The organism is Streptomyces sp. NPDC002680, from assembly GCF_042889145.1.
Taxonomy (GTDB): Bacteria; Actinomycetota; Actinomycetes; order Streptomycetales; family Streptomycetaceae; genus Streptomyces; species Streptomyces adonidis.
Genome location: NZ_JBIAQP010000006.1, coordinates 361,791 through 384,715 on the forward strand (window position 1 = coordinate 361,791; position 22,925 = coordinate 384,715).

The window sequence follows — 22,925 nt, forward strand, 5'->3', positions numbered from 1 at the left end:
ACCGCGGGCCATACTAAGGTAAGCATTACCTAACCAAAAGACCCCAGTCCCGGCAGACCCCATTCCCACCACTACTATTAAGGTCTGCCTAACCTAAGGGAGTTACCCGTTGGAGACCGCACGGTGACGCGGGGCAGAAGGGTTCGCCCCGTACTTCTTGTGGCGGTGCTGGGCGCCGTCCTGCTCGGACTGTGTCTTCTGTCACTCGCCCTCGGCGCGGCCAGTATTCCGCCCGATCAGGTGGTGCGAGCGCTGTTCGGTGACGCGCCCAGCCGGTTCGTCGACAACGTCATCTGGTCGGCACGGGTGCCTCGTACGGCCCTCGGGCTGGCGGCCGGGGCGGCGCTCGGTCTGTCGGGCGCGCTGATGCAGGCGCTGACCCGCAATCCGCTCGCGGACCCGGGGATCCTCGGGGTGAGCGCCGGCGCCTCGTTCGCGATCGTGCTGGCCGTTGGAGTGTTCGGATTCGGGTCGTTCTACGGGTACGTGTGGTTCGCGTTCGCGGGTGCGATGGCGGCCAGCGTCCTCGTGTACTTCCTGGGCAGGCTCGGGCGCTCCGGGCTCACCCCGGTCAAACTCGCCCTCTCCGGCATCGCGGTGACCTCCCTCCTCTCCTCCCTGACCAGCGCGATCGTGCTGACCGACGCCGACGCGCTCAACCGCTACCGCTTCTGGTCGGCGGGTTCGATGGCCGACCAGGACGGCGACACCGTCCTGCGGATCCTGCCCTTCCTCGCCGTGGGCGCGCTGCTGGCCTTCGCCTCCGCGCCCGCCCTCAACAGCATGGCCCTCGGCGACGACGTGGCGGCCTCGCTCGGCCGCCGCCTCGGCCTGGTCCGGCTCCAGGGCGTCACGGCGGTCACGCTGCTGACCGGGGCCGCCGTCGCGGTCATCGGCCCGGTCGTCTTCATCGGGCTCGTGGTGCCCCATGTCGCCCGGGTGCTGGCCCAGTTGGCGGGGATCGGCCCCGACCAGCGGTGGCTGCTGCCGATGTCCGCCGTACTCGCGCCGAGTCTGCTGCTCGCCGCGGACATCATCGGGCGCCTGATCGCCCGGCCCATCGAGGTCCAGGCCGGGGTGATCGTCGCGTTCATCGGGGGGCCGTTCTTCATCGCCCTGGTGCGGCGGCGGAAACTGGCGGAGGTGTGAGGATGACGAACCCCAAAGCCACGTTGGCGCCCACTCCTGTACGCGTCCAGCGCACCTATCGCCTGACAGTCCCCCCGGTGTCCGGGATCCTCCGCCCCCGCCTGGTGACGGTCGGGGCGCTGCTCGCCGTGGGCACGTTCCTGCTCTTCTGCTGGAGTCTGACGATCGGCGACTACCCGATCGCCTTCGGGGACGTCGTACGCGCCCTGGTCGGCTCCGGCGACCCCGGTACCGTGCTCGTCGTCCAGGAACTGCGGCTGCCGCGCGCCCTGGTGGGGCTGCTGGCCGGGATCGCGTTCGGGGTGTCCGGCGGGCTGTTCCAGACCATGACCCGCAATCCGCTGGCCAGCCCCGACATGATCGGCCTCACCCAGGGCGCGGGCATGTTCGTGGTCGCCGGCATCGTCCTGGGCTGGGACGGCGGCCTCGGCACCCAGACGCTCGGGCTGCTCGGCGCGCTGACCACGGCGCTCCTCGTGTACGCGCTTGCCTGGCGGCGTGGCACCACCGGCTACCGGATCATCCTGGTCGGTATCGGCGTCGCCTGGATCTGTACGAGCGCCACCGACTACCTGGTCGCCAAGGGCGGCCGGTTCCAGGCGCAGGCCGCGCTGGGCTGGCTGGTCGGCAACCTCAACGGCCGTACGTGGTCGGACGTCGGACCGCTCGCGATCGCCCTGGCCGTCCTCCTTCCTACGGCCCTGCTGCTCGGCCGCCTGCTGCGCACCCTGCAACTCGGCGACGACGTGGCGACCGGTCTCGGGACCCGCGTCCAGCCCGTACGCCTCGCCATCCTGCTCTCCGGCGTCGGCCTGATCGCCTTCGCGACGGCCTCCGCCGGGCCGGTCGCCTTCGTGGCGCTGGCCGCCCCGCAGATCGCCCAGCGCCTCGCACGCACCGCCTGGCCACCGACAGTCGCGTCGGGCCTCACCGGGGCGCTGATGGTGCTCGGCAGCGACCTGATCGCCCGTACGCTCATCTCCGGCACGGAACTGCCGGTCGGAATCGTCACCGGCGTGCTCGGCGCGCCCATCCTGCTCTGGCTGCTCGTCCGCGCCAACCGCGCGGGTTCAGGAGGCTGATCCCCCATGTCGACGGACCCCACGATGCCGGCTGACGCCCTGTCCACGGCCGAGGCCACGACCACCACCGAGGACGCCGTGCTCCCGGCGGACCCTCTGCCCACCACCACCCGGGAGCCGGTCGCCGACCCGGACCTGAGAGCGACGGGACTGCGGCTGTCGTACGACAACCGGGTGGTCGTGGACGGCCTGGATCTGGCGGTTCCACCGGGCCGGATCACGGCGATAGTCGGCGCCAACGCATGCGGCAAATCAACGCTGTTGCGTGCCCTGGCCCGCCTGCTGGCACCCCGCGAGGGCGCGGTCCACCTGGACGGCCGTGCCCTGCACGCCATCCCCACAAGGGAGTTGGCGCAGCGCCTGGGCATCCTGCCCCAAAGCCCGGTGGCGCCCGAGGGGTTGACGGTGATCGACCTGGTCAACCGGGGTCGTTCGCCGCACCAGACCTGGTGGCGGCAGTGGTCCAAGGCGGACGAGCAGGCCGTGCACGAGGCGCTCGCCGCGACGAACATGACCGACCTCGCGGACCGTCCGGTGGACGAGCTGTCCGGTGGCCAGCGGCAGCGGGCGTGGATCGCGATGGCGGTCGCCCAGGGCACGCCCGTACTCCTGCTCGACGAGCCGACGACGTATCTCGACCTGGCCCACCAGATCGACGTACTGGACCTCATCACGGACCTCAACCGGCGCGAGAACCGCACGGTGGTGATGGTCCTGCACGACCTCAACCAGGCCTGTCGGTACGCCGATCACGTGGTCGCGATGAAGTCGGGGCGGATCGTGGCGGAGGGGGCGCCGGCGGAGGTAATCACGGCGGAGACGGTGGAGGACGTGTTCGACCTGAACTGCCGCATCACGCTGGACCCGGTCAGCAACACGCCGATGGTCATTCCCATGGGCCGCCACCATCAGGACGTACGTGCCAAGACGACCCCATGAGAACCGAGCGAACCGGCGTGCGTACGTGGCCGGTTGAGCCGATCGGCTGGTACCAGGTTGTTCTCTCGCCCCCGCCGCCCCTACCCGTCCCATCCTCGGGGGCTCCGCCCCCGAACCCCCGCTCCTCAAACGCCGGAGGGGCTAACTACCAGCCCGTCCGGCGTTTGAGGACAAAGGGGGGTCTGGGGGCGCAGCCCCCAGGAATGGGAACGGGTAGGGGCGGCGGTGGCGAAAACCCAACCCGCGAATCCGTGCGGCGGCCCCGTTCGCATCAGGCGAGTACGTCGGAGCCTGCTCCGGAAGGCGTGTACCAGGAGCCCGTCAGCCCGCCTTCGCCGGGTCGGTCCCGTACAGGGTGGCAGCGGCCACGGCCTGCTTCACCGCACACGTCTCCTGTTCGTCCGCCGGGGCAACGACCCGGTGGGCTGCCGCGCGAGCAGCACACCCAGCTGCGCCACGAGGCTGCCGGGCTTTCCGTCGGTCCTCGTGTCCGGGCAGGTCATGCCGGACCGCTCCACGCTGTGGGCGCCGAAGCCGAACGTGTAGCGGTAGCAGCGGACGGGATAGGCGTTCGCGGCGACGGTGTCTTTGCCGGGCGGCACCAGTCCCAACATCACCTCGGCCGTATGGACTTTGCCGCCGGACCGGCCCCTCTCCGTGCCGGCGCTCAGCACGACCCCACCGTGCGCCTCGGTCTGAGCCACGATCGTGCCCCCGGTGAACTGGCCCCCGTAGGTCCGCCCCGGCGAGTAGAAACCCGCGTTCAGGTCGCCACGCAGATCCTGGGCGAGCCCGGCGGCCTGCGCGTCGACGGCGGACGTGTCCGGAGCGGTGTGCCGCTGGTAGAGCAGGGTGCCGGCCACACCCGTGGCCCCGGCGACGAGCGCCGTCGTCACGAACAGCAGGGCCCGCGCCCAGACACCGCGCCCGCGCACCGACCCGGAACCGGCGCCGAACGGCCGGTCCCGCTCAGCCTCCGCAACGCGCGCCGCCATGTGCTTCCCCTGCCCGTGAGCCGCCTCAACTCGCTTTCCGCAGCCAGATATTGCCAGTTGCCCGTGACGCCTCCGCAGTGGCCCTACAACCAGGCGTCGGCCCGAACCCCGTACACCACGTTCCGCCGCAGCGGTCCCTCCGGGACGGTCGGGTCGTCGAAGTCCTTGGCCGGGTCGTGGGTCATTCCCAGGCGGCGCATCACCGCCTGGGAGCGGAGGTTGGTGGCCGTAGTGATCGCCAGGACCTCGTCGAGGCCTACGCCCTTCTCGTCGAAGGCGTACGCGACCACCGCCCGGGCAGCCTCTGTTGCGTAACCGTGCCCCCACGCGGACCGGGCCAGCCGCCACCCCGCCTCGACCCCGTCGAACGCCAAGTCGTCCTCCACCGGGTCCAGCCCGGCGAAGCCGATGAACTCACCGGTGCCCGTGACCTCCACCGCCCACCAGCCCCAACCCCGTTCGTCGAGGCCGGACTGGAAACGGGCGGCGGAGGCATCGCTCTGTTCACGGGTGAGTGCGGCCCCGAGGTGTTCGCGGACCTCCGGATCGGCGTTCAGGGCCGCCCAGGGGACCAGGTCGGAGTCGCGCCAAGAGCGGAGCAGGAGGCGTTCGGTTCGCAGGTCTGGCATCAGGCCATCCTGACGTGATCATGAACCGGTGTCGATCGAGATACTCGTACGCCCCCTGGGCCCCGCCCCATCCCTCAGGGACGCGCCGTCAGATACCCGCCCATCGTCCGGAAGTACTCCGTCGCCGCGATCTCCGACCCGTCCTCCGTCCGGACCCGCTTCACCAACAGGCCCCGCAGACGCCCGTTCCTGGCCTCCGCGCCCGCGACCACCACGATGCCGTCGCCCTCGCGGATGAAGATGCGGCCCGGGGTGCCGCCGTAGCAGCCCTCCGAGACTGCCGCCTCGACTATGCGGATGCGCTGGCCCTTGTGGTGGGTGAACGCGTTCGGATACGGGTCCGACTGAGCGCGTATCAAGCGCTCAATCGCCTCCGCCGGCCAACTCCAGTCGATGCGGCTGTCCTCCAGCGACCGCTTGTGGAAGAAGCTCGCCCTGCTGCGGTCCTGCGGGATCCACTCCGCGCGGCCCGACGCGATGAGCGCGAGGGACTCGTGGACCACCGGTGTGATCAAGTCCACAGTGCGGTGGAAGAGGTCGGTCACCGTGTCGCGTGCGCCGACCGGGATCGCGCGCTGAAGCAGCACGTCACCGGCGTCCAGCTCCGCGTTCATGCGGTGAGCCGTGACTCCGACCTCCCGTTCGCCGTTGATGAGCGCCCAGATCAGCGGGGAGAAGCCCGCGTACGCCGGGAGGAGTGAGTCGTGGATGTTGAGCGTGCCGTGCGCCGGGAGGTCGAAGATCTCGGGCGGCAGCACCGTGCGCCAGTTGTTGGCGACTATCAGGTCCGGCGCCAACTCCCGTAGCGCGGTGAGGAGTTCGGGGTCGTCCGGGCGGTTGCGCAGCAGCACCGGGATGCCGTGCTTCTCGGCGAGGTCGGCCACCGAGTCGTCCCAGATTTTTTCGTATACGTGGTCGCTCTTGGGGTGGGTGACCGCCATGACCACCTCGTGATCGGAGTCCAGCAGGGCCTGGAGCGTGCGGTGCCCCCAGGTCTGATAGCCGAACATGACGACCCGCATAGTCGATCCTTCCGTAGGACACACCATTGCAAGGTAAGGCTAACCTTATTTAACATCAGTGCGCCTAGGGGAAGGGAAGTTGCGGTGAACGCACTGCACGACGAACCGGACGCCATCCATGACGTGCTCGGTATCGGCTTCGGCCCGTCAAATCTGGCGCTGGCCATAGCCATCGCGGAACACAACGCACAAGCCGCGCCTGAGGAGCGCATTCGCGCCGAGTTTCTGGAGCGCCAGCCACGGTTCGGCTGGCACCGCGGCATGCTCATCGACGACGCGACCATGCAGGTGTCCTTTCTCAAGGACCTGGTCACCATGCGCAACCCGACCAGCGACTTCAGCTTCCTGTGTTTCCTGCGGGACCGCGGCCGGCTGGTGGACTTCCTCAACGCGAAGACCCTCTTCCCGCTGCGGATCGAGTTCCACGAGTACTTCGAGTGGGCGGCGGGCCGGGTCGCGGACCAGGTCACGTACGACGCCGAAGTCGTGTCCGTGGAGCCCGTGTTGACCGAGGACGGCGAGGTCCGCTGGTTCGACGTCGTCAGCCGCGTACCGGGCCGGCCGGAGCGTACGGTGGTCCGCCGGGCCCGCAACATCTCGGTGGCCGTCGGTCTCGAACCGCATGTGCCGCCCGGCACCGCGCTGTCCGACCGCATCTGGCACAACAGCGAACTGGTCCCGCGTACCCGCGAGTTGAGCGGTACGGGCGCCTCCGTGGACCGCATTCTCGTCCTCGGCGCAGGCCAGAGCGGCGCCGAGGCGGTCGACTTCCTGCACCGCTCCTTCCCCGACACCGAGGTCTGCGCGGTCTTCGCCAAATACGGCTACACGCCCGCCGACGACAGCCCGTTCGCCAACCGGATCTTCGACCCGGAGGCGGTGGACGTCTACTTCCGGTCCCGGCCGGAGGTGAAACAGTCGCTGTACGACTACCACCGCTCCACCAACTACTCGGTGGTGGACATGGACTTGATCGAGTCGCTGTACGCCACGATGTACCGCGAGAAGGTCCAGGGCAACGAGCGGCTGCGGATGCGCAACGTCTCCCGCATCCGGGACGTCGAGCAGCTCGACGACCGGCTGGACGTCACCGTCGAGTATCTCCCCACCGGAGAACGGGAGGTGCTCTCCTGCGACGTGCTCGTGCACGCCACCGGATACCGCCCCCGCGACCTCGACAGTCTGCTGGGCCGAGCGGCGAAACTCTGCCTGCGGGACGACAACGACGCCGTCCGGGTCGGCCGCGACCACCGGGTCGAGGCGGCGCCCGAAGTCACCGCCGGCATCTACCTCCAGGGCGCGACCGAGCACACGCACGGTCTCACCTCGACGCTGCTGTCGACGACCGCCGTTCGCTCGGGAGAGATCCTCGACTCCCTGCTCGACCGTCGCACGGTCGAGGCGGCCGTGACCGCTGGGCAACCAGCTTCAACTTAGAGTAGCCTCACCTAAGTTTTGGGCCTGCCCAAGTGCACCGACACGCACTTAGGCAGGCCTTACCGGCCCAAACCGTCGTCCGATCCCAGAGGGGTTACGGGTGAGTAGTCCTTCACAGCTGTCGGGGCGGGACGTCCTGCGACAGACGGTCAGAGGGCAGCGGCGCGATGTCGTCGTCGGCTCGCTGCTCGGCTCCGGCCACCAGTTGGGCGAGGCGATGGTGCCGGTCCTGATCGGTCTGGTCATCGACCGCGCCGTCACGGGCTCCGACACCGGCTCCCTGGTGAGCTGGCTCGTCGTCCTCGCCGTCGTCTACGTCGGTCTCGCGCTGAGCTGGCGCAACAGCGCCTGGTCCGCCGACCGGGCCGCCGCCCAGGCCGAACACACCCTCCGCATATCCCTCGTACGCCGGGTCCTGTCACCCGGGGGCGGCGCGGAGGAGGGCAGGCTGCCCGGCGCCCTCGCCAACATCGCCACCGAGGACGCCAAGCGCGTCGGCGCCGTCAACATGGCCGTCATGGCCGGGATTTCGGCGCTCGCCGGCGTCCTCGTCAGCGCTGTCGTCCTCCTGCGTACGTCCGTCACGCTCGGCCTCGTCGTACTGCTCGGCACACCGGTGCTGCTGTGGCTGGGCCATCTGCTGAGCAAGCCGCTGGAGTCGCGCAGCGAGGCCGAGCAGGAGCGGGCCGCGCACGCCTCGGCGGTCGCCGCCGACCTGGTGGCCGGTCTGCGTGTCCTCAAGGGCATCGGCGGTGAGTCGACCGCCCTGGCCCGCTACCGCACGACCAGCCGCGACTCCCTCCAAGCCACCCTGAAGGCGGCCCGCGCGCAGGCCTTCCAGAGCGGCATGGTGCTCACCCTCACGGGCTGTCTGATCGCCGCCGTCGCCCTGGTCGGCGGCCGGCTCGCCGCCCAAGGGAACATCAGTCTCGGCCAGTTGGTGTCGGCGGTCGGGCTCGCCCTCTTCCTCCTCGGCCCGCTGGAGGTCCTCGCCTGGGTCAACGCCGAGCTGGCCCAGGGCCGTGCCTCGGCCACCCGGATCGCGGAGGTGCTGGCCGCCCCGCACACCGTCACCCCGGGCACCGCGACCCTGGCCGAACCGGTGCGCGGCGCGGTCCGCCTCACCGGCGTCAGCCTCGGCGGACTCCGGGGCCTCGACCTCGACATCGCACCGGGCGAGCTGCTCGGCGTGGTCGCGACCGACCCCGCGCACGCCACCGACCTGCTGCGCTGTCTGGCCCGGCAGACCGACCCGGAGACCGGCACCGTCGAGCTGGACGGCATCCCCCTGCGGGACCTGGACCCGGCCGAGCTGCGCACCGCGCTGCTGGTGGCCGAGCACGACGCGGACCTCTTCGAGGGCACCGTCCGCAGCAACGTCACGGCGGCCGCTCCCGACGGGGCCGACCCGGAACAGGCGATGACGGCGGCCGGGGTGGCCCAGGTCGCCCAGACCCTCCCGGACGGTGAGGACACGGCGGTCAGTGAGCAGGGCCGTTCCCTCTCCGGCGGGCAGCGTCAACGCGTCGCGCTGGCCAGGGCGTTGGCGGCCGAGCGGCCCGTCCTGGTGGTCCACGATCCGACCACCGCCGTCGACGCGGTGACCGAGGCGGGCATCGCCACCGGAGTCCGGGAGATCCGCAAGGGCCGTACGACGGTGCTGGTGACCACGAGTCCCGCGCTGCTGTCGGTCACCGACCGGGTCGTCCTGCTGGAGGACGGACGGGTGACCGACACGGCCCCGCACGCCGACCTGATACACCGTCATGAGACCTACCGAGCGGCGGTGCTGTCATGAGCGACCACGAACTCCCCGGCGCAGAAAGGGAGTTGCTGCCCACGGCGACGCCCCGGCGCACCCGTGCCGCAGTCGGCGAACTGGTCCGCCCGCACCGCGGACTGGCCATCGGCGCATTCGCCGTGATGGTCGCCGCGACCGGTGTCGGACTGCTCGTCCAGCCGCTGCTCGGCCGCATGGTGGACCTGGTCGCCGACCACCGCCCGCCGGACGAACTCACCCTGCCCGTCGTGCTCCTGGTCCTAGTGGCCGTCGCCCAGGGCGGCACCACCGCGCTCGGGCTGTCCCTGGTGTCCCGGCTCGGCGAGACCGTACTGGCGCAGCTGCGTGAGCGGTTCGTCGAGCGGGCGCTGCAACTGCCCCTGGAGCAGGTGGAGAAGGCCGGGTCCGGCGACCTCAACGCCCGGGTCACCCGGGATGTCTCGGTGGTCGGCGAGGCGGTGCGCAACGCGCTGCCCGAGCTGGCCCGCTCCCTGCTCGCCATCGTGCTGACCTTCGCCGCGCTGGCCGCCCTGGACTGGCGCTTCCTGCTGGCCGCGCTGCTCGCGGTGCCCATCCAGGCGGGGACCGCGCGGTGGTACGTACGCAACGCGGTGCCCCTGTACGCCGAGCAGCGCATCGCCATGGGGTCCCAGCAACAGCAGCTCCTGGACACCATCGCGGGCGCCGGGACCGTACGGGCGTTCCGGCTGGAGGAGCCGCACACCGAGTCGGTCACCCGGCGGTCGTCCGCCGCCGTCGCGTTGACGATGCGGGGCGTGCGGCTGGTGCTGGACTTCTACAACCGGCTGCACATCGCCGAGTACACCGGCCTCGCCGCCGTCCTGGTCACCGGGTTCCTGCTGGTGCGCGCCGACTCCGTGTCCATCGGTACGGCGACGGCCGCCGCGCTCTACTTCCACAGTCTCTTCGGTCCGGTCAACCAGGCCCTCGCCCTGCTCGACGACGCCCAGTCGGCGACGGCCGCGCTGGCCCGGCTGGTCGGCGTCGCGGACGTACCGGCCCCCGAGACCACTCCCCCGGCGCCCACGGCACAGCACCGGGAGCCCGGCACGGTCACCGTGACCGGCGTCCACCACGAGTACGTACCCGGGCGTCCCGTCCTTCGGGACGTGCATCTCACGCTCGCCGCCGGGGAGCGGGTCGCGCTGGTCGGGCCGAGCGGCGCGGGCAAGACGACGCTCGCCAAGCTCATCGCGGGGGTGCACCAGCCGACGGCCGGCACGGTTCACCTCACCGGTGTGTCAACGACCGCCGACAGCCTGCCCGTTGCCCTGGTCACCCAGGAGACGCATGTCTTCGCGGGCCCGCTCGCGGACGATCTGCGGCTCGCGCGCGCCGACGCGACGGACGAGTCGCTGCGCTCGGCCCTGACCGAAGTGGACGCGCTGGACTGGGTGTCGGCGCTGCCCGAGGGTCTGGGCACCGTCGTCGGCGAGGGCGGGCACCGGCTCACCGCCGCCCAGGTGCAGCAACTCGCCCTGGCCCGGCTGGTGCTGGCGGATCCGCCGGTCGCCGTGCTGGACGAGGCCACGGCCGAGGCCGGCAGTACCGGAGCGCGGCTGCTGGAGAAGGCAGCCGACCGGGCGATCGAGGACCGTACGGCCCTCGTGGTCGCCCACCGTCTCACCCAGGCCGCGGACGCGGACCGGATCGTCGTCATGGACGGCGGCCGGATCGTGGAGAGCGGCACCCATGACGAGCTGTGCGCGGCAGCCGGCACCTACGCCTCCCTGTGGCAGGCCTGGTCCGGCACTCGCACCACAGCCGAGAAGCCCCCCACGCCCCGTCCCAGCACCGACACCACCACCATGAAGGACCACTGATGCTCGGCTCTCCCAGAGGCACTCGGCTCGCCGCGGCGCTCACCTCCGTACTGCTCCTCTTCGGTACCGCCACCGCCTGCGGTTCCGACGACGACTCCTCCGACACGGCGGGCTCCGAGGCCACCGCGTCGACCAGCTCCGCGTTCCCGGTGACCCTGACGCACAAGTACGGCAGCACCACCATCAAGTCCGAGCCGAAGCGGATCGTCACGGTCGGTCTGACCGACCAGGACGCCGTGCTCGCCCTGGGCAAGGTGCCGGTCGGGACGACCGAGTGGCTGGGCGGCTACAAGGGCGCCATCGGCCCGTGGGCGGCGGACAAGCTGGGCAGCGCGGCGGTGCCGACCGTCCTCAAGGACACCGGCACGGGCCCGTCGGCGGAGAAGATCGCCGCGCTCCGGCCGGACCTGATCCTCGCGGTGTACGGCGGTCTGACGAAGGCGCAGTACGACACGCTGTCGAAGTTCGCCCCGGTGGTGGCCCAGCCGAAGGAGTACAACGACTTCGGTGTGCCGTGGCAGGACCAGACCGAGATCATCGGCAAGGCACTCGGCCAGGAGGCCAAGGCGAAGGAGCTGGTCACCGGCGTCGAGGCCGACTTCAAGAAGGCGGCGGCCGAGCACCCCGAGTTCGCCGGCAAGACCGGCCTGGTGGCGACCCCGTACGAGGGCATCTTCGTCTTCGGCAGCCAGGACCCGCGCTCGCGCGTCCTCACGAACCTCGGCTTCAAGCTGCCCACCGACCTGGACAAGGTGATCGGTGACGAGTTCGGCGCGAACATCAGCAAGGAGCGCACCGACCTCCTCAACACGGACGCGATCGTGTGGATCGTCTCCGACACCACCAAGGACAAGGCGACGCTGCGCAAGGACGCCCTGTACGCGGACCTGAAGGTGGCCAAGGAGGACCGTGAGGTCTTCGTCAAGGAGAGCAGCGACTACGGCAACTCCGTGTCGTTCGTGTCGGTGCTGAGCCTGCCCTACATGCTGGAGCGACTGGTCCCGCAGCTGTCGGCGGCCGTCGACGGCAAGACGGACACGAAGGTGACCGAGCCGACGAGCTGACGTCTCATCACATGGCTGTGGCCCGACCGGAGTTGCGGTCGGGCCACAGCCACATGGGGACTACTGCCGGCTCACGTCGTGGGCCTGATCTGCCACTGCTGGCAGTTGTTGCTCAGCCAGGTCCACTGACGTACGTCTGCGCCGTCCGCGGAGGAGCAGTTGGCGACGTCGGCGACCTTGCCGGTGGACTCGTTCACGATGCGGACGTAGTCGCCGGTGGCGGTGTAGACGAGCCTGAACTTCTGGCAGTTGTTGTTCAGCCAGGACCACTGGCGCAGATCCGTACCGTCGGCCGTGGCGCAGTCCGCGGTGTCCATCACCTTGCCGGTGGCGACGTTGACCAGCCGGCTGGTGTCGTTGGCCTGGTCCTCGATGCGCCACTTCTGGTTGGCGCCGCCGTTGCACGTCCACTGGAAGATGTTGGTGCCGTCGGCGGTGTTCCCGCCCTCCACGTCGAGGCACTTGCCGCTGTTGCGGTTCACCAGCGTGTACGCGGTCGGGGTCACCGCGGTCTCACCGGCCGGGCCGGGCAGCGTGGTGCCGAGCGCGACCGGGGTGCCGAAGTTCGGGGTGCCGTCCGCGTTCCAGGTGAACTTCTGGGCGCGGGTGGTCCGGCCGTTGCCGCAGCCGCCCGAGGCCGAGTTGTTGGCGTGGTAGACGATCCAGTTCTCGGTGCCGTCGGGCGAGGTGAAGAACCCGTTGTGGCCCGGCCCGTAGACCCCGGCGGCGTCGTTGCGCTGGAAGACCGGCGTCTGCTTCTTCGTCCAGGACGATGCCAACAGCGGGTCGGTGCCGGTGAGTTCGAGCTGCCCCAGCTTGTAGTCGGCGGTCTGGCAGTAGCTCGCGGAGAAGGTGAGGAACGTCCGGCCGTCGTGGTAGAGCGGCTCGGGCCCCTCGTTGACGGGCGCCCCCGAGGTCTCCCAGGCCAGCGTCGGCTGGGAGATGAGGCTGAAGGTGGAGCCGCTGACCGTGTAGGGGTTGGTCATCGGCGCGATCACCAGGCTCTGCTTGCTGCCGCCGATGGCGCCGCTGCCGACCAGGTAGAGCTTGCTGTTGTACTTCAGCACGGTGGCGTCGATGAGCCAGCCGCCCGGGTCGAGGTTGGACCCGGTGAGCTGGTTCTTGAAGGTGTACGGGCCCATCGGATCGGTGCCGGCGCTCTCGACGACGTAGGTCCGCTGCTGGTCGCAACAGGCGGCCCCGCTCGGCGCGCCGGAGTAGTACAGATACCAGTGGCCGTCGAAGAAGTGCAGCTCGGGCGCCCAGAAGTTGTTGTTGCGGGTCGAGGTGGTGTCACTCCAGACCTGCACGCTGGGAGCCGTCGAAAGACCTGCCAGGGTCGGCGACTTGCGCATGGTCAGGACGCCGGTGAAGGACGTGGTGACCAGGTAGTAGTTGCCGTTGTAGTACTCCAGCCAGGGGTCGGCGCCCTTCTGGGACTTGACCGGGTTCGTGTACGGGCGCCCCTCGGCCGCGGCGGCGGGCTGGATGCCCACGACAGGCACGAGCAGCGCCACCAGCGCTGCCAGGAGCGTCAACCAGTGACGGGTACGGAACACAACAGGTCCCCTTCTTATGGCCACATTGTTCACGTTGTTCGAAATCCCGGACTATGTACGTAACTTCGACCAGAACATAGGTACGCGAGGTGCACACGTCAACGCTTATGACAGCTTCGGTTCCGGTTGACGTCCAGCGCGTTAAAACAAGTTGTCCGACCTGCCGAACGTCGTTCGAAAACTCTTGACGCCCCTGGTCGCAGCGATTGACACTCTCGCAACGCGAGGACACACAGACGAAATCTGCGCCCCTCCGTCACCTCCCCCGTGCCTGAGCAGAGGAAGCCGAAACGATGCACCTCCCGAGATCGCGCGGCCGTACCAGACGCTGGTCGGACCGGCTCGCCGGACTGACAGCCGCTTCCCTTCTCCTCGGCCTCGCCGGGCCGTTGGCGCTGTCCGCCCCCGCCCAGGCCGCCGCCGCCGACATCACCGACGGTCTGGCCCTCTGGTACAAGCTCGACGCGGCCTCCGGCACCACCGTCGCCGACGCCTCGGGCAACGGCCGTACCGGCACGGTGAACGGCACCGCCGGCTGGTCCAACTCGGGTGAGGGGCTTGCCTTCAACGGTTCGAACACCTACATAAAGGTGCCGGACAACATCATGAGCGGGCTGAACTCGATCACCGTCTCGATGGACGTGAAGGTCGACACCGCCCAGTCCAACCCGTACTTCATCTACGGCTTCGGCAACACCAGCGGCTCGGCCGGCAACGGCTATCTGTTCACCACGGGCAACTCCTTCCGGACCTCCATCGCCAGCGGCAACTGGTCGACGGAGCAGACGACCCGGTCCGCGGGCACCAACCTCCAGCGCGCGGTGTGGAAGCAGATCACCTACACCCAGACCGGCAACACGGGCGTGCTCTACGAGGACGGTGTGGAGGTCGGCCGGAACACGGCGATCACCCTCACCCCCGGCTCCATCGGCTCGGGCACGACCACCGCCAACTACATTGGCAAGTCGGTCTATCCCGGCGACAACCTCTTCAAGGGCAACATCCGCGACTTCCGGGTCTACGACCGGGCGTTGGCGAACACCGAGGTCGAGGAACTCTCCCTTCCCGTCGCCACGCAGGGCGTAGCCGCCGACAAGTCGGCCCTGACGCTGGGCGACACGAGCGCGGTGATCGCCGACCTGACCCTGCCGAGCGCGGGCCCTGCCGGTGGCTCCGCCATCACCTGGGCGACGGACAACGCCTCGGTGGTGTCGGCGAGCGGTGCGGTGACCCGCCCGGCCGCCGGCCAGCCGGACGGCCACGCCACGCTCACGGCGACCCTGAAGAAGGGCCCGGTGAGCGACACCAAGACCTTCGACATCACGGTCCCGGCCACCTTCGACGACACGACGGCCACCCAGCGGGCCGCCGAGGCACTGACCGTCCCGAACATCGACGACGTACGGGGGAACCTCACCCTTCCCTCAACGGGCGTCTACGGCACGGCGGTTGCCTGGTCCTCGGCGGACCCGGACGTCGTCACGGCCGACGGTGTGGTCCACCGCCCCGCGCACGGCGGCGGCAGTACGACGGTCGACCTGACCGCGACCGTCACCAAGGGCACGGCCACCACGACCCGCACACTGACCGCCAAGGTCCCCGAACTCCCCGCGAAGGAAGCCCTCAAGGGCTACATGTTCAGCTACTTCACCGGCGAGGGCACCTCGGACGGCGAACAGCTCTACGCGGCCCTCAGCAAGGGCAACGACCCGCTGAAGTGGCGGGAGTTGAACGACGGCAAGCCCGTCCTGACCTCCACGCTCGGCGAGAAGGGCCTGCGCGACCCGTTCATCATCCGCTCCCCCGAGGGCGACAAGTTCTACCAGATCGCCACCGACCTGCGGATCTACGGCAACGGCGACTGGGACGCCTCCCAGCGCACCGGCAGCAAGTCCATCATGGTGTGGGAGTCCACGGACCTGGTGAACTGGACCAACCAGCGCCTGGTGAAGGTCTCCCCGGACTCGGCCGGCAACACCTGGGCCCCCGAGGCGTACTACGACGAGAAGCTCGGCGAGTACGTGGTCTTCTGGGCGTCGAAGCTGTACACCACCGCCGACCACTCCGGCGACACGTACAACCGCATGATGTACGCGACGACCCGTGACTTCTACACCTTCAGCGAGCCCAAGGTCTGGGTCGACCGCGGCTACTCGGTCATCGACTCCACGGTCATCCAGCACGACGGCGAGTACTACCGCCTCTCCAAGGACGAGCGGAACAACTCCTCCTCCACGCCCAACAGCAAGTTCATCTTCGAGGAGAAGAGCGATTCGCTGAAGAACCTCTCCTGGACCGCCGTCGCCGAGGGCATCGGCAAGGGCACGATGAGCGCGGCCGAGGGTCCGCTGGTGTTCAAGTCGAACACCCAGGAGAAGTGGTACGCGTTCCTCGACGAGTTCGGCGGTCGCGGCTACATCCCCTTCGAGACGACGGACCTGGACTCCGGTGTCTGGACCCCGTCCACCGGCTACGACCTGCCGTCAAAGCCCCGCCACGGCACGGTACTTCCGGTCACCCAGTCCGAGTACGACCGGCTCCTGAAGACCTATCAGCCGGACCAGATCATCACGAGCGCCGAGGACGTCAAGGTCGAGACGCGCATCGGTGACGCCCCGGTCCTGCCCGCCACCGTCATCGCCGAGTCGGCGGACGGTGTGAAGCGGCCCGTCGCCGTCACCTGGGAGGCCGTGGCCGAGTCCCAGTACGCCCAGGCCGGCACCTTCACCGTGAAGGGCGACCTGGCGGGCGACTCCGCGATCGGGGTCACCGCCGAGGTCACGGTCTCCGCCGAGGGCCCGGACATCCCGGCCGACCTGCTCCTGCACTACGACTTCGACGAGACCGGCGGCAGCATCGCCCGCGACTCCAGCGGCCACGGCTACCACGGCACCTACGTCCGAACTCCCGACTTCGGTACGGGAGTCGAGGGCGGCTCCTTCAAGATGTCCGGCGGCAACAGCAGCTCCAGCTCGCCGTACGTCAAGATCCCGAACGGCGTGCTGAAGGACACCACCAGCGTCACCGTCTCCACGTACGTGAAGTGGAAGGGCGGCGACAACTTCCAGTGGCTGTTCGGCCTCGGCCCGGACAGCAACAAGTACCTGTTCGCCACGCCCTCCAACGGCGGCGGGAAGCTCTTCTCCGCGATCACCAGGGCGACTTGGTCCGGGGAGAAGCAGATGATCGGCGGCTCGCAGCTCACCGCGGGCCAGTGGAAGCACCTCACCGTCACGCTGAACGGCGAGACCGAGACGGCGATCCTCTATGTCGACGGCGCCGAGGCGGCCCGCGTCAGCGGCGTCACCGTCAAGCCGTCCGAGCTGTACGACTCCGCGAAGGACTACTCCGGCTACATCGGCAAGTCCCTGTACTCGCCGGACCCGTACTTCGGCGGCGAGGTCGACGACTTCCGGATCTACAACCGGGCCCTGACGCCCGCCGAGGTCCTGGAGATCAGCGGCAACACCACCGGCATCGCCGCGGCGACCCACCCGGCGCTGAAGACCGACGCGATCATCACCGACAAGGACAGCAAGATCGTCCTGCCGCTCACCCCGGGCAGTGATGTCACCGCCCTGGCACCGGAGTTCACCCTGGCCCACGGCGCGAGCATCAGCCCCGCCTCCGGCACCCTGCGCGACTTCACCAAGCCGGTGACGTACGAGGTGACCGGCTCCGACGGCAAGAAGCGCACGTGGACGGTGACGGCGGTCGAGATGAAGAGCCCGGTGCTGCCGGGCCTGAACGCGGACCCGAACATCGTCCGCTTCGGCGACACCTTCTACATCTACCCGACCGCCGACGGCTTCGAGGGCTGGAGCGGTACGCAGTTCAAGGCGTACTCCTCCAAAGACCTGGTCCACTGGACCGACCACGGAGTCATCCTGGACCTCGGTCCGGACATCAGCTGGGCCGACAGCCGTGCCTGGGCTCCGACCATGGAGGAGAAGAACGGCAAGTACTACTTCTACTTCTGCGCCGACGCGAACATCGGTGTCGCGGTCTCCGACTCGCCCACCGGCCCGTTCAAGGACGCGCTCGGCAAGCCACTGCTGAAGGCCGGTGACTACACGGGCCAGATGATCGACCCGGCGGTCTTCACCGACGACGACGGCACGTCCTACCTCTACTGGGGCAACGGCCGGGCCTACGTGGTCCCGCTCAACGCCGACATGGTCTCCTTCGACTCCTCGAAGGTCACCAACATCACGCCGAGCAACTACAACGAGGGCACCTTCGTCATCAAGCGCAAGGGCACCTACTACTTCATGTGGTCGGAGAACGACACACGTGACGAGAACTACCAGGTCGCCTACGCCACCGGCCCCTCGCCCACCGGTCCCTGGACCAAGCAGGGCGTGATCCTGGAGAAGGACCTCTCCCTGGGCATCAAGGGCCCCGGCCACCACTCGGTGGTCAACGTCCCGAACACCGACGACTGGTACATCGCCTACCACCGATTCGCGATCCCCGGCGGTGACGGCATGCACCGCGAAACGACCATCGACAAGCTGGAGTTCGACGCCGACGGCCTGATCAAGAAGGTCGTCCCGACCCTGTCGAGCATCGACCCGGTGACGATCGTCCACGCGGGCGCCGACACAACGGGCCAGGAGGGCAGCGCGATCCCGCTCACGGGCACCATCTCCGGGGCAGGCACCCCGAGTTGGAGCGTCGGGGCGACAACCCCCTGCACGATCTCGAACAGGACCGCCATCCCGGCATCCCTCACCTGCACCGACAACGGCACGTACGAGGTCACCCTGAAGGGCGGCCGCAGCACCGACACCCTGACGGTGACGGTCACCAACGCGCCCCCGTCGATCACCTCGGCCCAGGGCCCCAAGACCCCGGTCCCGGCGGGCAGGAACACCCCGGTCCGCCTCTCGGCGAAGTTCACCGACCCGGGGAAGTCCGACACCCACACCTGCACGATCGACTGGAAGGACGGTACGACCCCGACGCCCGGCAAGGTCACGGCCGGCACCTGCGAGGCGAGCCACGCCTACCTGAAGGCGGGCATCCTCCGCCCGACGATCACCGTGACGGACGACGACGGCGCCTCGGCCACGACCCAGCTCCCCGAGCTGATCGTGTACGACCCCCAGGCCGGCCCCGCGGCGGGCATCGGCGTGATCCCGTCCCGGGCTGGCGCCTACCCGGCCGACCCGGCACTGACCGGCAAGGCGGGCTTCTCCTTCGGCGCCTTCTACAAGAAGGGGGCCACCGTCCCGACGGGCACGGCGTCCTTCGACTTCACGCCGGGCGGCAAGTCCAAGGCGGGCGTGCGACTGCGCTCCACGTCCTCCGACTGGCTGGTGGTGACGGGCTCCAAGGCCGCGTACCAGGGCTCCGGCTCGGTCAACGGCAAGAGCGGCTACGCCTTCCTCATCACGGCGACCGACGGACCGGACACGTTCCGCATCCGGATCTGGCAGAAGTCCACGGGGAACGTCGTGTACGACAACCTCACTGGGACCGCGACGAAGGGCATCGTCATCGGCCACTAAGCCGGATGCGCCGATCGCGCCGGACAGCCCGACCCGAGGGCGCGTACACCGAGCAGGGCCCGACAGCCCGCCCGGTGTGCGCGCCCTCGGCGTTCTGGTGCCCGGCGCTCCCCATGTGGTTACCTGGCCGCATGACCGTGCTCGTGTCCCGCCGCCACGTCGACTACGCACGTGTCACCACCATGGGTTGTCCGTCCGCGAGCTGACACCACGCTCCGGCATCTCCGGCCTCCGGCCGCCCCTGCTCGTCACCGCAACCGCGCTGCCCATGAAAGGCACCTCGCATGTCCCCCCGTACCGCGAACACCGCCGTGGCCGTCCACCCCCTGCTCGCCGAACGCTGGAGCCCGCGCTCCTTCGACGCCGCCCACACGATCGGCGACGAGGAACTCGTCTCCCTGCTGGAGGCGGCCCGCTGGGCTCCCTCCGCCCACAACAGGCAGCCGTGGCGCTTCCTGGTCGGCCGCCGCGGCGACTCGACGTACCAGCAGATCCTCGGTGCCCTCGGGAGCACCAACCGCCGCTGGGCGGGGAACAGTTCGCTGCTCGTCGCGGCGGTCGCCGGGGAGCGCCTCGACGACGGAACCCCGCTGTACGGCGCCGCGTACGACACCGGGCTCGCGGTGGCCCAGCTGTCGGTGCAGGCACACGCGCTGGGGCTGCACACCCACCAGATGGGCGGCTTCGACCGGGACCGGCTGCGCACCTCGCTGGGCGTCCCGGACGGCTACCAGCCCCAGTCGGTCACCGCGATCGGAGCCCTGGCCGCGCCGGACCTCCTCCCGCCGGACCTGCGCGACCGCGAGACGGCCGCCCGGGAACGGCGGCCCCTGGCGGAGACCTTCTTCGCGGAGCGGTGGGGCACTCCCCTCCCGGTCCGGCACGAGGACTGAGAGCGGCACTCCGGGCATCTCGTCGGGCGGCGATCCGGGCCCGCGGCCTTGCCCCTGACGCATACGTCAGGGATTAGCGTGCGTCGACCGCCACGGCCGAACAGCAGCCGTGGCGGCGGTTCCTGACGCCCCGTCAACTGATGCCTGGAGTTGCCGAGATGAGCACCGACGCACCATCCACGACCCGCGAGATCCGGCTCGCCGTCATGCCCCGGCACCTGCCCGGGCCCGATCACCTGTCCGTCGTCGAGACACCGCTGCCCGCACCCGGACCGGGCCAAGTCGTCGTCCGCAACCGGTACTTCCTCGTCTTCCCGGGGCTGCGCACGCTCATCGGGGGCAAGGCCGAGGGCGTACCGCTGCCTCCCGTGCACGTCGGCGACACACTGTTCGGTCCCGCCGTCGGCGAGGTCGTCGCGGTGGGCCCCGGCAGCGGTCTGCGCCCGGGCGACGAGGTGACCCATCTGCTCGGCTGGCGGGAGCACGCCCTGCTGGCCGAGACCGACTGCGCGCCGCTGGGCGACGCGCTGCCCGACCCCGTGGCGCATCTGGCGTCGGGGGCACCCGTGTACGCGGCGCTCTCCCGGATCGCCGCCGTGCGACCCGGCGACACGGTCCTCGTCACCGGCGCGGCGGGAGCCGTCGGGAGCCTGGCGGGGCAGGTGGCCAGGCTGCTGGGCGCCGGCCGGGTCGTCGGCACCACCCGCTCCCCGCACAAGGCCGAACGGCTCCGGGCCGAACTCGGCTACGACGCCGTGCTGGTGCCGGGCGCGACTCCGCTCGCCGAGCAACTGGCCGCCGCAGCGCCCGACGGCATCGACGTCCTGCTGGACACGGTCGGCGGCGAGCAGCTGACCGCGGCCGTCGGCGCGGCCCGCCGCGGCGCACGGCTGGCCCTGGTGGGCGCACTCTCGGGTCAGCTGGCGGCGGAGCGGGACGGCGACGGCTCCAGCGCCCCGGCGGAGATCGACACCTTCCGGATCATCACCCATGGCATCACGCTCCACGGAATCAGCGGGGCCGACCTCGGCCCGGTCACGGAGGAGTGGAACAAACGGTTCGGCGAGTGGCTGCGCGCCGGCGAGATCGTCCTCCCCCAGGTACGGATCCCGGGCATCGATCGCGCTCCCGGAGCGTTGCAGGAACTGTTCGAGGGGCGGCACACGGGGACGGTCGTCGTGGAACTCCCATGACGGTGCCGTGACGGCGCGCTCCTCGTACCGGTCGAGAGGAGCGGGATGCGGATCGGGGACGCGGCGGCAGCGGCGGGTACGACACCCAGGGCACTGCGGTTCTACGAGGAGCGCGGTCTGCTGCCGGCGCCGCCGCGTACGGCCGCCGGACAGCGCGAGTACGGTCCGGACACCGTGGCCCGGGTCAAGGTGATCCGCGAACTCCTCGCCCTCGGACTCACCGTGGACGACCTGTGCGGCCTCGCCGACCGCATCCCGTTGCTCATCGACGACCCGAACCGCCGGTGCAGCGGCTGCGAACCGGAAGGCCCCGGCACCGCCGTCGTGCACCGCAGACTGGCGGCCCTCGACGCGGAGATCGACCGTCTGACCAGGCTACGGACGCGGCTGGCCGGGCAGACCGGACTCAAGTGAACTATTTACCGCAAATCCTCTTGTTCACATCACATCAGTCAGGACACGTGGCCGGTCCGAACCTCGCCCTCGCGGAGGGTTCGCTCGATGGCCGAGAGCCGACAGGAGCGGACTGGTCATCAGCGTCGTGATGAGGGCCATCAGCACCAGGACGGTGAACAGTCGGATGTGGATGATGCCCGAGGCCAGGCCGAGGTTGAGGGCGATGAGTTCGGTGAGGCCCCGCGTGTTCAGCAGGGCGGCGACGGTCGCGCTGGGCTGCCGTGCCAGGCCACCGAATCGGGCACCGAGGTATCCGCCACCGAGCTTGCCCGCGCAGGCGGTCACACAGATCACGGCGAGGAGGACGAAGTCGCCGGGGCGCAGCGATCCGACGTCGAGGGCGAGACCGGTGGTGATGAAGAACAGGGGAAGGAGAAGGGATTCGACCGCGTGGATGGAGGCTGCCAGGAAGGGAACGGGGGCGCGATCGGAGCCTGGACCGGAGTTCTGACCGGCGCTCGGCTCGCGGCCTTCGTGCGGGTGGGGCATCGCGGCACCCGCGAGCAGACCGCCGAAGACCGCGTGCAGCCCGAGTGCGGTGGTCGCCGCCGCCGCCCCCGCGGCGAGGGCGAACGCTACGGGCAGGTGGTAAGGCGCCGTGGCGGGGTCGCGCATCCAACGGCTCAACAGGGGTCTGAAGACGCCGAGCAGCAGTGCGGCGAGCACGAGCAGCAGGACGAGACGCAGGCCCACCTGCTGTATCCATGACCGCCGCCCGTCCGAGGTCGTGGCGCCGAGGGTGATCGCCGCGAGGGCGAGCCAGGCCACCGCGTCCATCAGTCCCGACGAGGCCAGCGCCACCGTACCCGCGCGGGTGCCGTCGAGAGCGCGGTCCCGGACGATCGCGGCGAGTACCGGCAGCGCGGTGACGGAGACGGCGACCGCCATGAAGAGGACGAAGGTGCCGCTGCCGGCCTGCGGTTCGCCGGCGGCGCCGAACCGGGCACGCCCCAGCACGGCCATCGCGGCGCCGAGGCACATCGGCACCACCAGGGCTCCGATCGCGACCGCGATCACTGCGCGGCCAGCCGCCTGGCGGCGGTGCGCGGTCAGCTCATGGCCGACGGAGAACATGAAGACCGTCACCGCGACCTGCCCGAGCATGGCGAGGTACGGCAGGACGTGCGCCGGGAACAGGCTCGCGGTCGGATCGCCGGGCAGCCGGCCGAGCAGGCTCGGACCGAGCGCGATCCCGGCCAGGATCTGTCCGATCACCGGGGGCTGCCGCAGTCCGCGGGCCACCGCGCCGAACAGCGCGCACGCGAACGCGGCCACGGCGATCGCGGCCAGAACCGCGGCAGTTGTCGAGTCGTCGGGCATGGTGGACCTGCCTCCTTTGGTGATTGCCGTGCGCGTCGTGGGTGGGCCGG

At 70.0% G+C, this 22,925-nt stretch carries 16 protein-coding genes; 11 read left to right on the forward strand and 5 right to left on the reverse strand.

The features are described 5' to 3' along the window. Nucleotides 1–123: 123 nt before the first annotated feature. From ACFYXF_RS18565 to ACFYXF_RS18575, 3 genes are read left to right on the forward strand one after another with little or no spacing between them, the layout of a single operon-like run. On the forward strand, nucleotides 124–1,149 hold the full coding sequence (locus ACFYXF_RS18565; protein ID WP_389350655.1) for a FecCD family ABC transporter permease: 1,026 nt from the start codon (nucleotides 124–126) through the stop codon (nucleotides 1,147–1,149). 2 nt (nucleotides 1,150–1,151) lie between these two features. Continuing rightward, nucleotides 1,152–2,231 carry a FecCD family ABC transporter permease gene (locus tag ACFYXF_RS18570; protein ID WP_389350656.1) on the forward strand — a complete coding sequence of 360 codons (1,080 nt, stop codon included), beginning with the start codon at nucleotides 1,152–1,154 and terminating at the stop codon, nucleotides 2,229–2,231. Between the two features lie 6 nt (nucleotides 2,232–2,237). After that, nucleotides 2,238–3,170, forward strand: a complete 933-nt coding sequence (locus tag ACFYXF_RS18575; RefSeq protein WP_389350657.1) for an ABC transporter ATP-binding protein — start codon at nucleotides 2,238–2,240, stop codon at nucleotides 3,168–3,170. Nucleotides 3,171–3,547: 377 nt separating this feature from the next. On the opposite strand, the gene ACFYXF_RS18580 is transcribed toward ACFYXF_RS18575, so the two are convergent. The 3 genes from ACFYXF_RS18580 to ACFYXF_RS18590 form a co-directional block, all read right to left on the reverse strand. Beyond that, nucleotides 3,548–4,165: a hypothetical protein gene (locus ACFYXF_RS18580; protein ID WP_389350658.1), complete on the reverse strand. Its 618-nt coding sequence runs from the start codon at nucleotides 4,163–4,165 to the stop codon at nucleotides 3,548–3,550. 83 nt (nucleotides 4,166–4,248) lie between these two features. Continuing rightward, nucleotides 4,249–4,794, reverse strand: coding sequence for a GNAT family N-acetyltransferase (locus ACFYXF_RS18585; RefSeq protein WP_389350659.1), 546 nt, complete (start codon nucleotides 4,792–4,794; stop codon nucleotides 4,249–4,251). Between the two features lie 74 nt (nucleotides 4,795–4,868). Next, on the reverse strand, nucleotides 4,869–5,816 hold the full coding sequence (locus ACFYXF_RS18590) for a methionyl-tRNA formyltransferase (protein ID WP_389350660.1): 948 nt from the start codon (nucleotides 5,814–5,816) through the stop codon (nucleotides 4,869–4,871). A gap of 84 nt (nucleotides 5,817–5,900) precedes the next feature. On the opposite strand from ACFYXF_RS18590, the gene ACFYXF_RS18595 reads away from it, so the two are divergent. The 4 genes from ACFYXF_RS18595 (at nucleotide 5,901) to ACFYXF_RS18610 (ending at nucleotide 11,941) form a co-directional block, all read left to right on the forward strand. Further along, nucleotides 5,901–7,253: a lysine N(6)-hydroxylase/L-ornithine N(5)-oxygenase family protein gene (locus ACFYXF_RS18595; protein ID WP_389350661.1), complete on the forward strand. Its 1,353-nt coding sequence runs from the start codon at nucleotides 5,901–5,903 to the stop codon at nucleotides 7,251–7,253. Nucleotides 7,254–7,353: 100 nt separating this feature from the next. Further along, on the forward strand, nucleotides 7,354–9,051 hold the full coding sequence (locus tag ACFYXF_RS18600) for an ABC transporter ATP-binding protein (protein ID WP_389350662.1): 1,698 nt from the start codon (nucleotides 7,354–7,356) through the stop codon (nucleotides 9,049–9,051). After that, nucleotides 9,048–10,877, forward strand: a complete 1,830-nt coding sequence (locus ACFYXF_RS18605) for an ABC transporter ATP-binding protein (protein WP_389350663.1) — start codon at nucleotides 9,048–9,050, stop codon at nucleotides 10,875–10,877. Before ACFYXF_RS18600 ends, ACFYXF_RS18605 begins: the two co-directional genes overlap by 4 nt. Next, a complete protein-coding gene (locus tag ACFYXF_RS18610) occupies nucleotides 10,877–11,941 on the forward strand; it encodes an iron-siderophore ABC transporter substrate-binding protein (RefSeq protein ID WP_389350664.1) in 1,065 nt (354 codons plus the stop codon). The genes ACFYXF_RS18605 and ACFYXF_RS18610 overlap by 1 nt, the downstream gene beginning before the upstream one ends. Before the next feature lie 71 nt (nucleotides 11,942–12,012). On the opposite strand, the gene ACFYXF_RS18615 is transcribed toward ACFYXF_RS18610, so the two are convergent. After that, the gene (locus ACFYXF_RS18615) at nucleotides 12,013–13,500 is read right to left on the reverse strand and encodes a family 43 glycosylhydrolase (protein ID WP_389350665.1); all 1,488 of its coding nucleotides are present in this window, start codon (nucleotides 13,498–13,500) and stop codon (nucleotides 12,013–12,015) included. A gap of 293 nt (nucleotides 13,501–13,793) precedes the next feature. Between ACFYXF_RS18615 and ACFYXF_RS18620 the strand changes: the two genes are divergently transcribed. The 4 genes from ACFYXF_RS18620 to ACFYXF_RS18635 all read left to right on the forward strand — a co-directional run bounded on the left by ACFYXF_RS18620 (nucleotide 13,794) and on the right by ACFYXF_RS18635 (nucleotide 21,513). Next, on the forward strand, nucleotides 13,794–19,013 hold the full coding sequence (locus tag ACFYXF_RS18620; protein WP_389350666.1) for a family 43 glycosylhydrolase: 5,220 nt from the start codon (nucleotides 13,794–13,796) through the stop codon (nucleotides 19,011–19,013). A 284-nt stretch (nucleotides 19,014–19,297) separates the two neighbouring features. Then, nucleotides 19,298–19,906 (forward strand): nitroreductase family protein, encoded by a 609-nt coding sequence (locus ACFYXF_RS18625; RefSeq protein WP_389350667.1) that lies wholly within the window; start codon nucleotides 19,298–19,300, stop codon nucleotides 19,904–19,906. A gap of 158 nt (nucleotides 19,907–20,064) precedes the next feature. Then, entirely contained in the window at nucleotides 20,065–21,099 is a 1,035-nt protein-coding gene (locus ACFYXF_RS18630; RefSeq protein ID WP_389350668.1) for an MDR family NADP-dependent oxidoreductase, read from the forward strand. A gap of 45 nt (nucleotides 21,100–21,144) precedes the next feature. Then, nucleotides 21,145–21,513 carry a MerR family transcriptional regulator gene (locus ACFYXF_RS18635; RefSeq protein WP_389350669.1) on the forward strand — a complete coding sequence of 123 codons (369 nt, stop codon included), beginning with the start codon at nucleotides 21,145–21,147 and terminating at the stop codon, nucleotides 21,511–21,513. 24 nt (nucleotides 21,514–21,537) lie between these two features. Here ACFYXF_RS18635 and ACFYXF_RS18640 read toward each other — a convergent pair whose 3' ends face one another. After that, the gene (locus ACFYXF_RS18640; protein WP_389350670.1) at nucleotides 21,538–22,875 is read right to left on the reverse strand and encodes a cation:proton antiporter; all 1,338 of its coding nucleotides are present in this window, start codon (nucleotides 22,873–22,875) and stop codon (nucleotides 21,538–21,540) included. Between the last annotated feature and the right edge of the window lie 50 nt (nucleotides 22,876–22,925).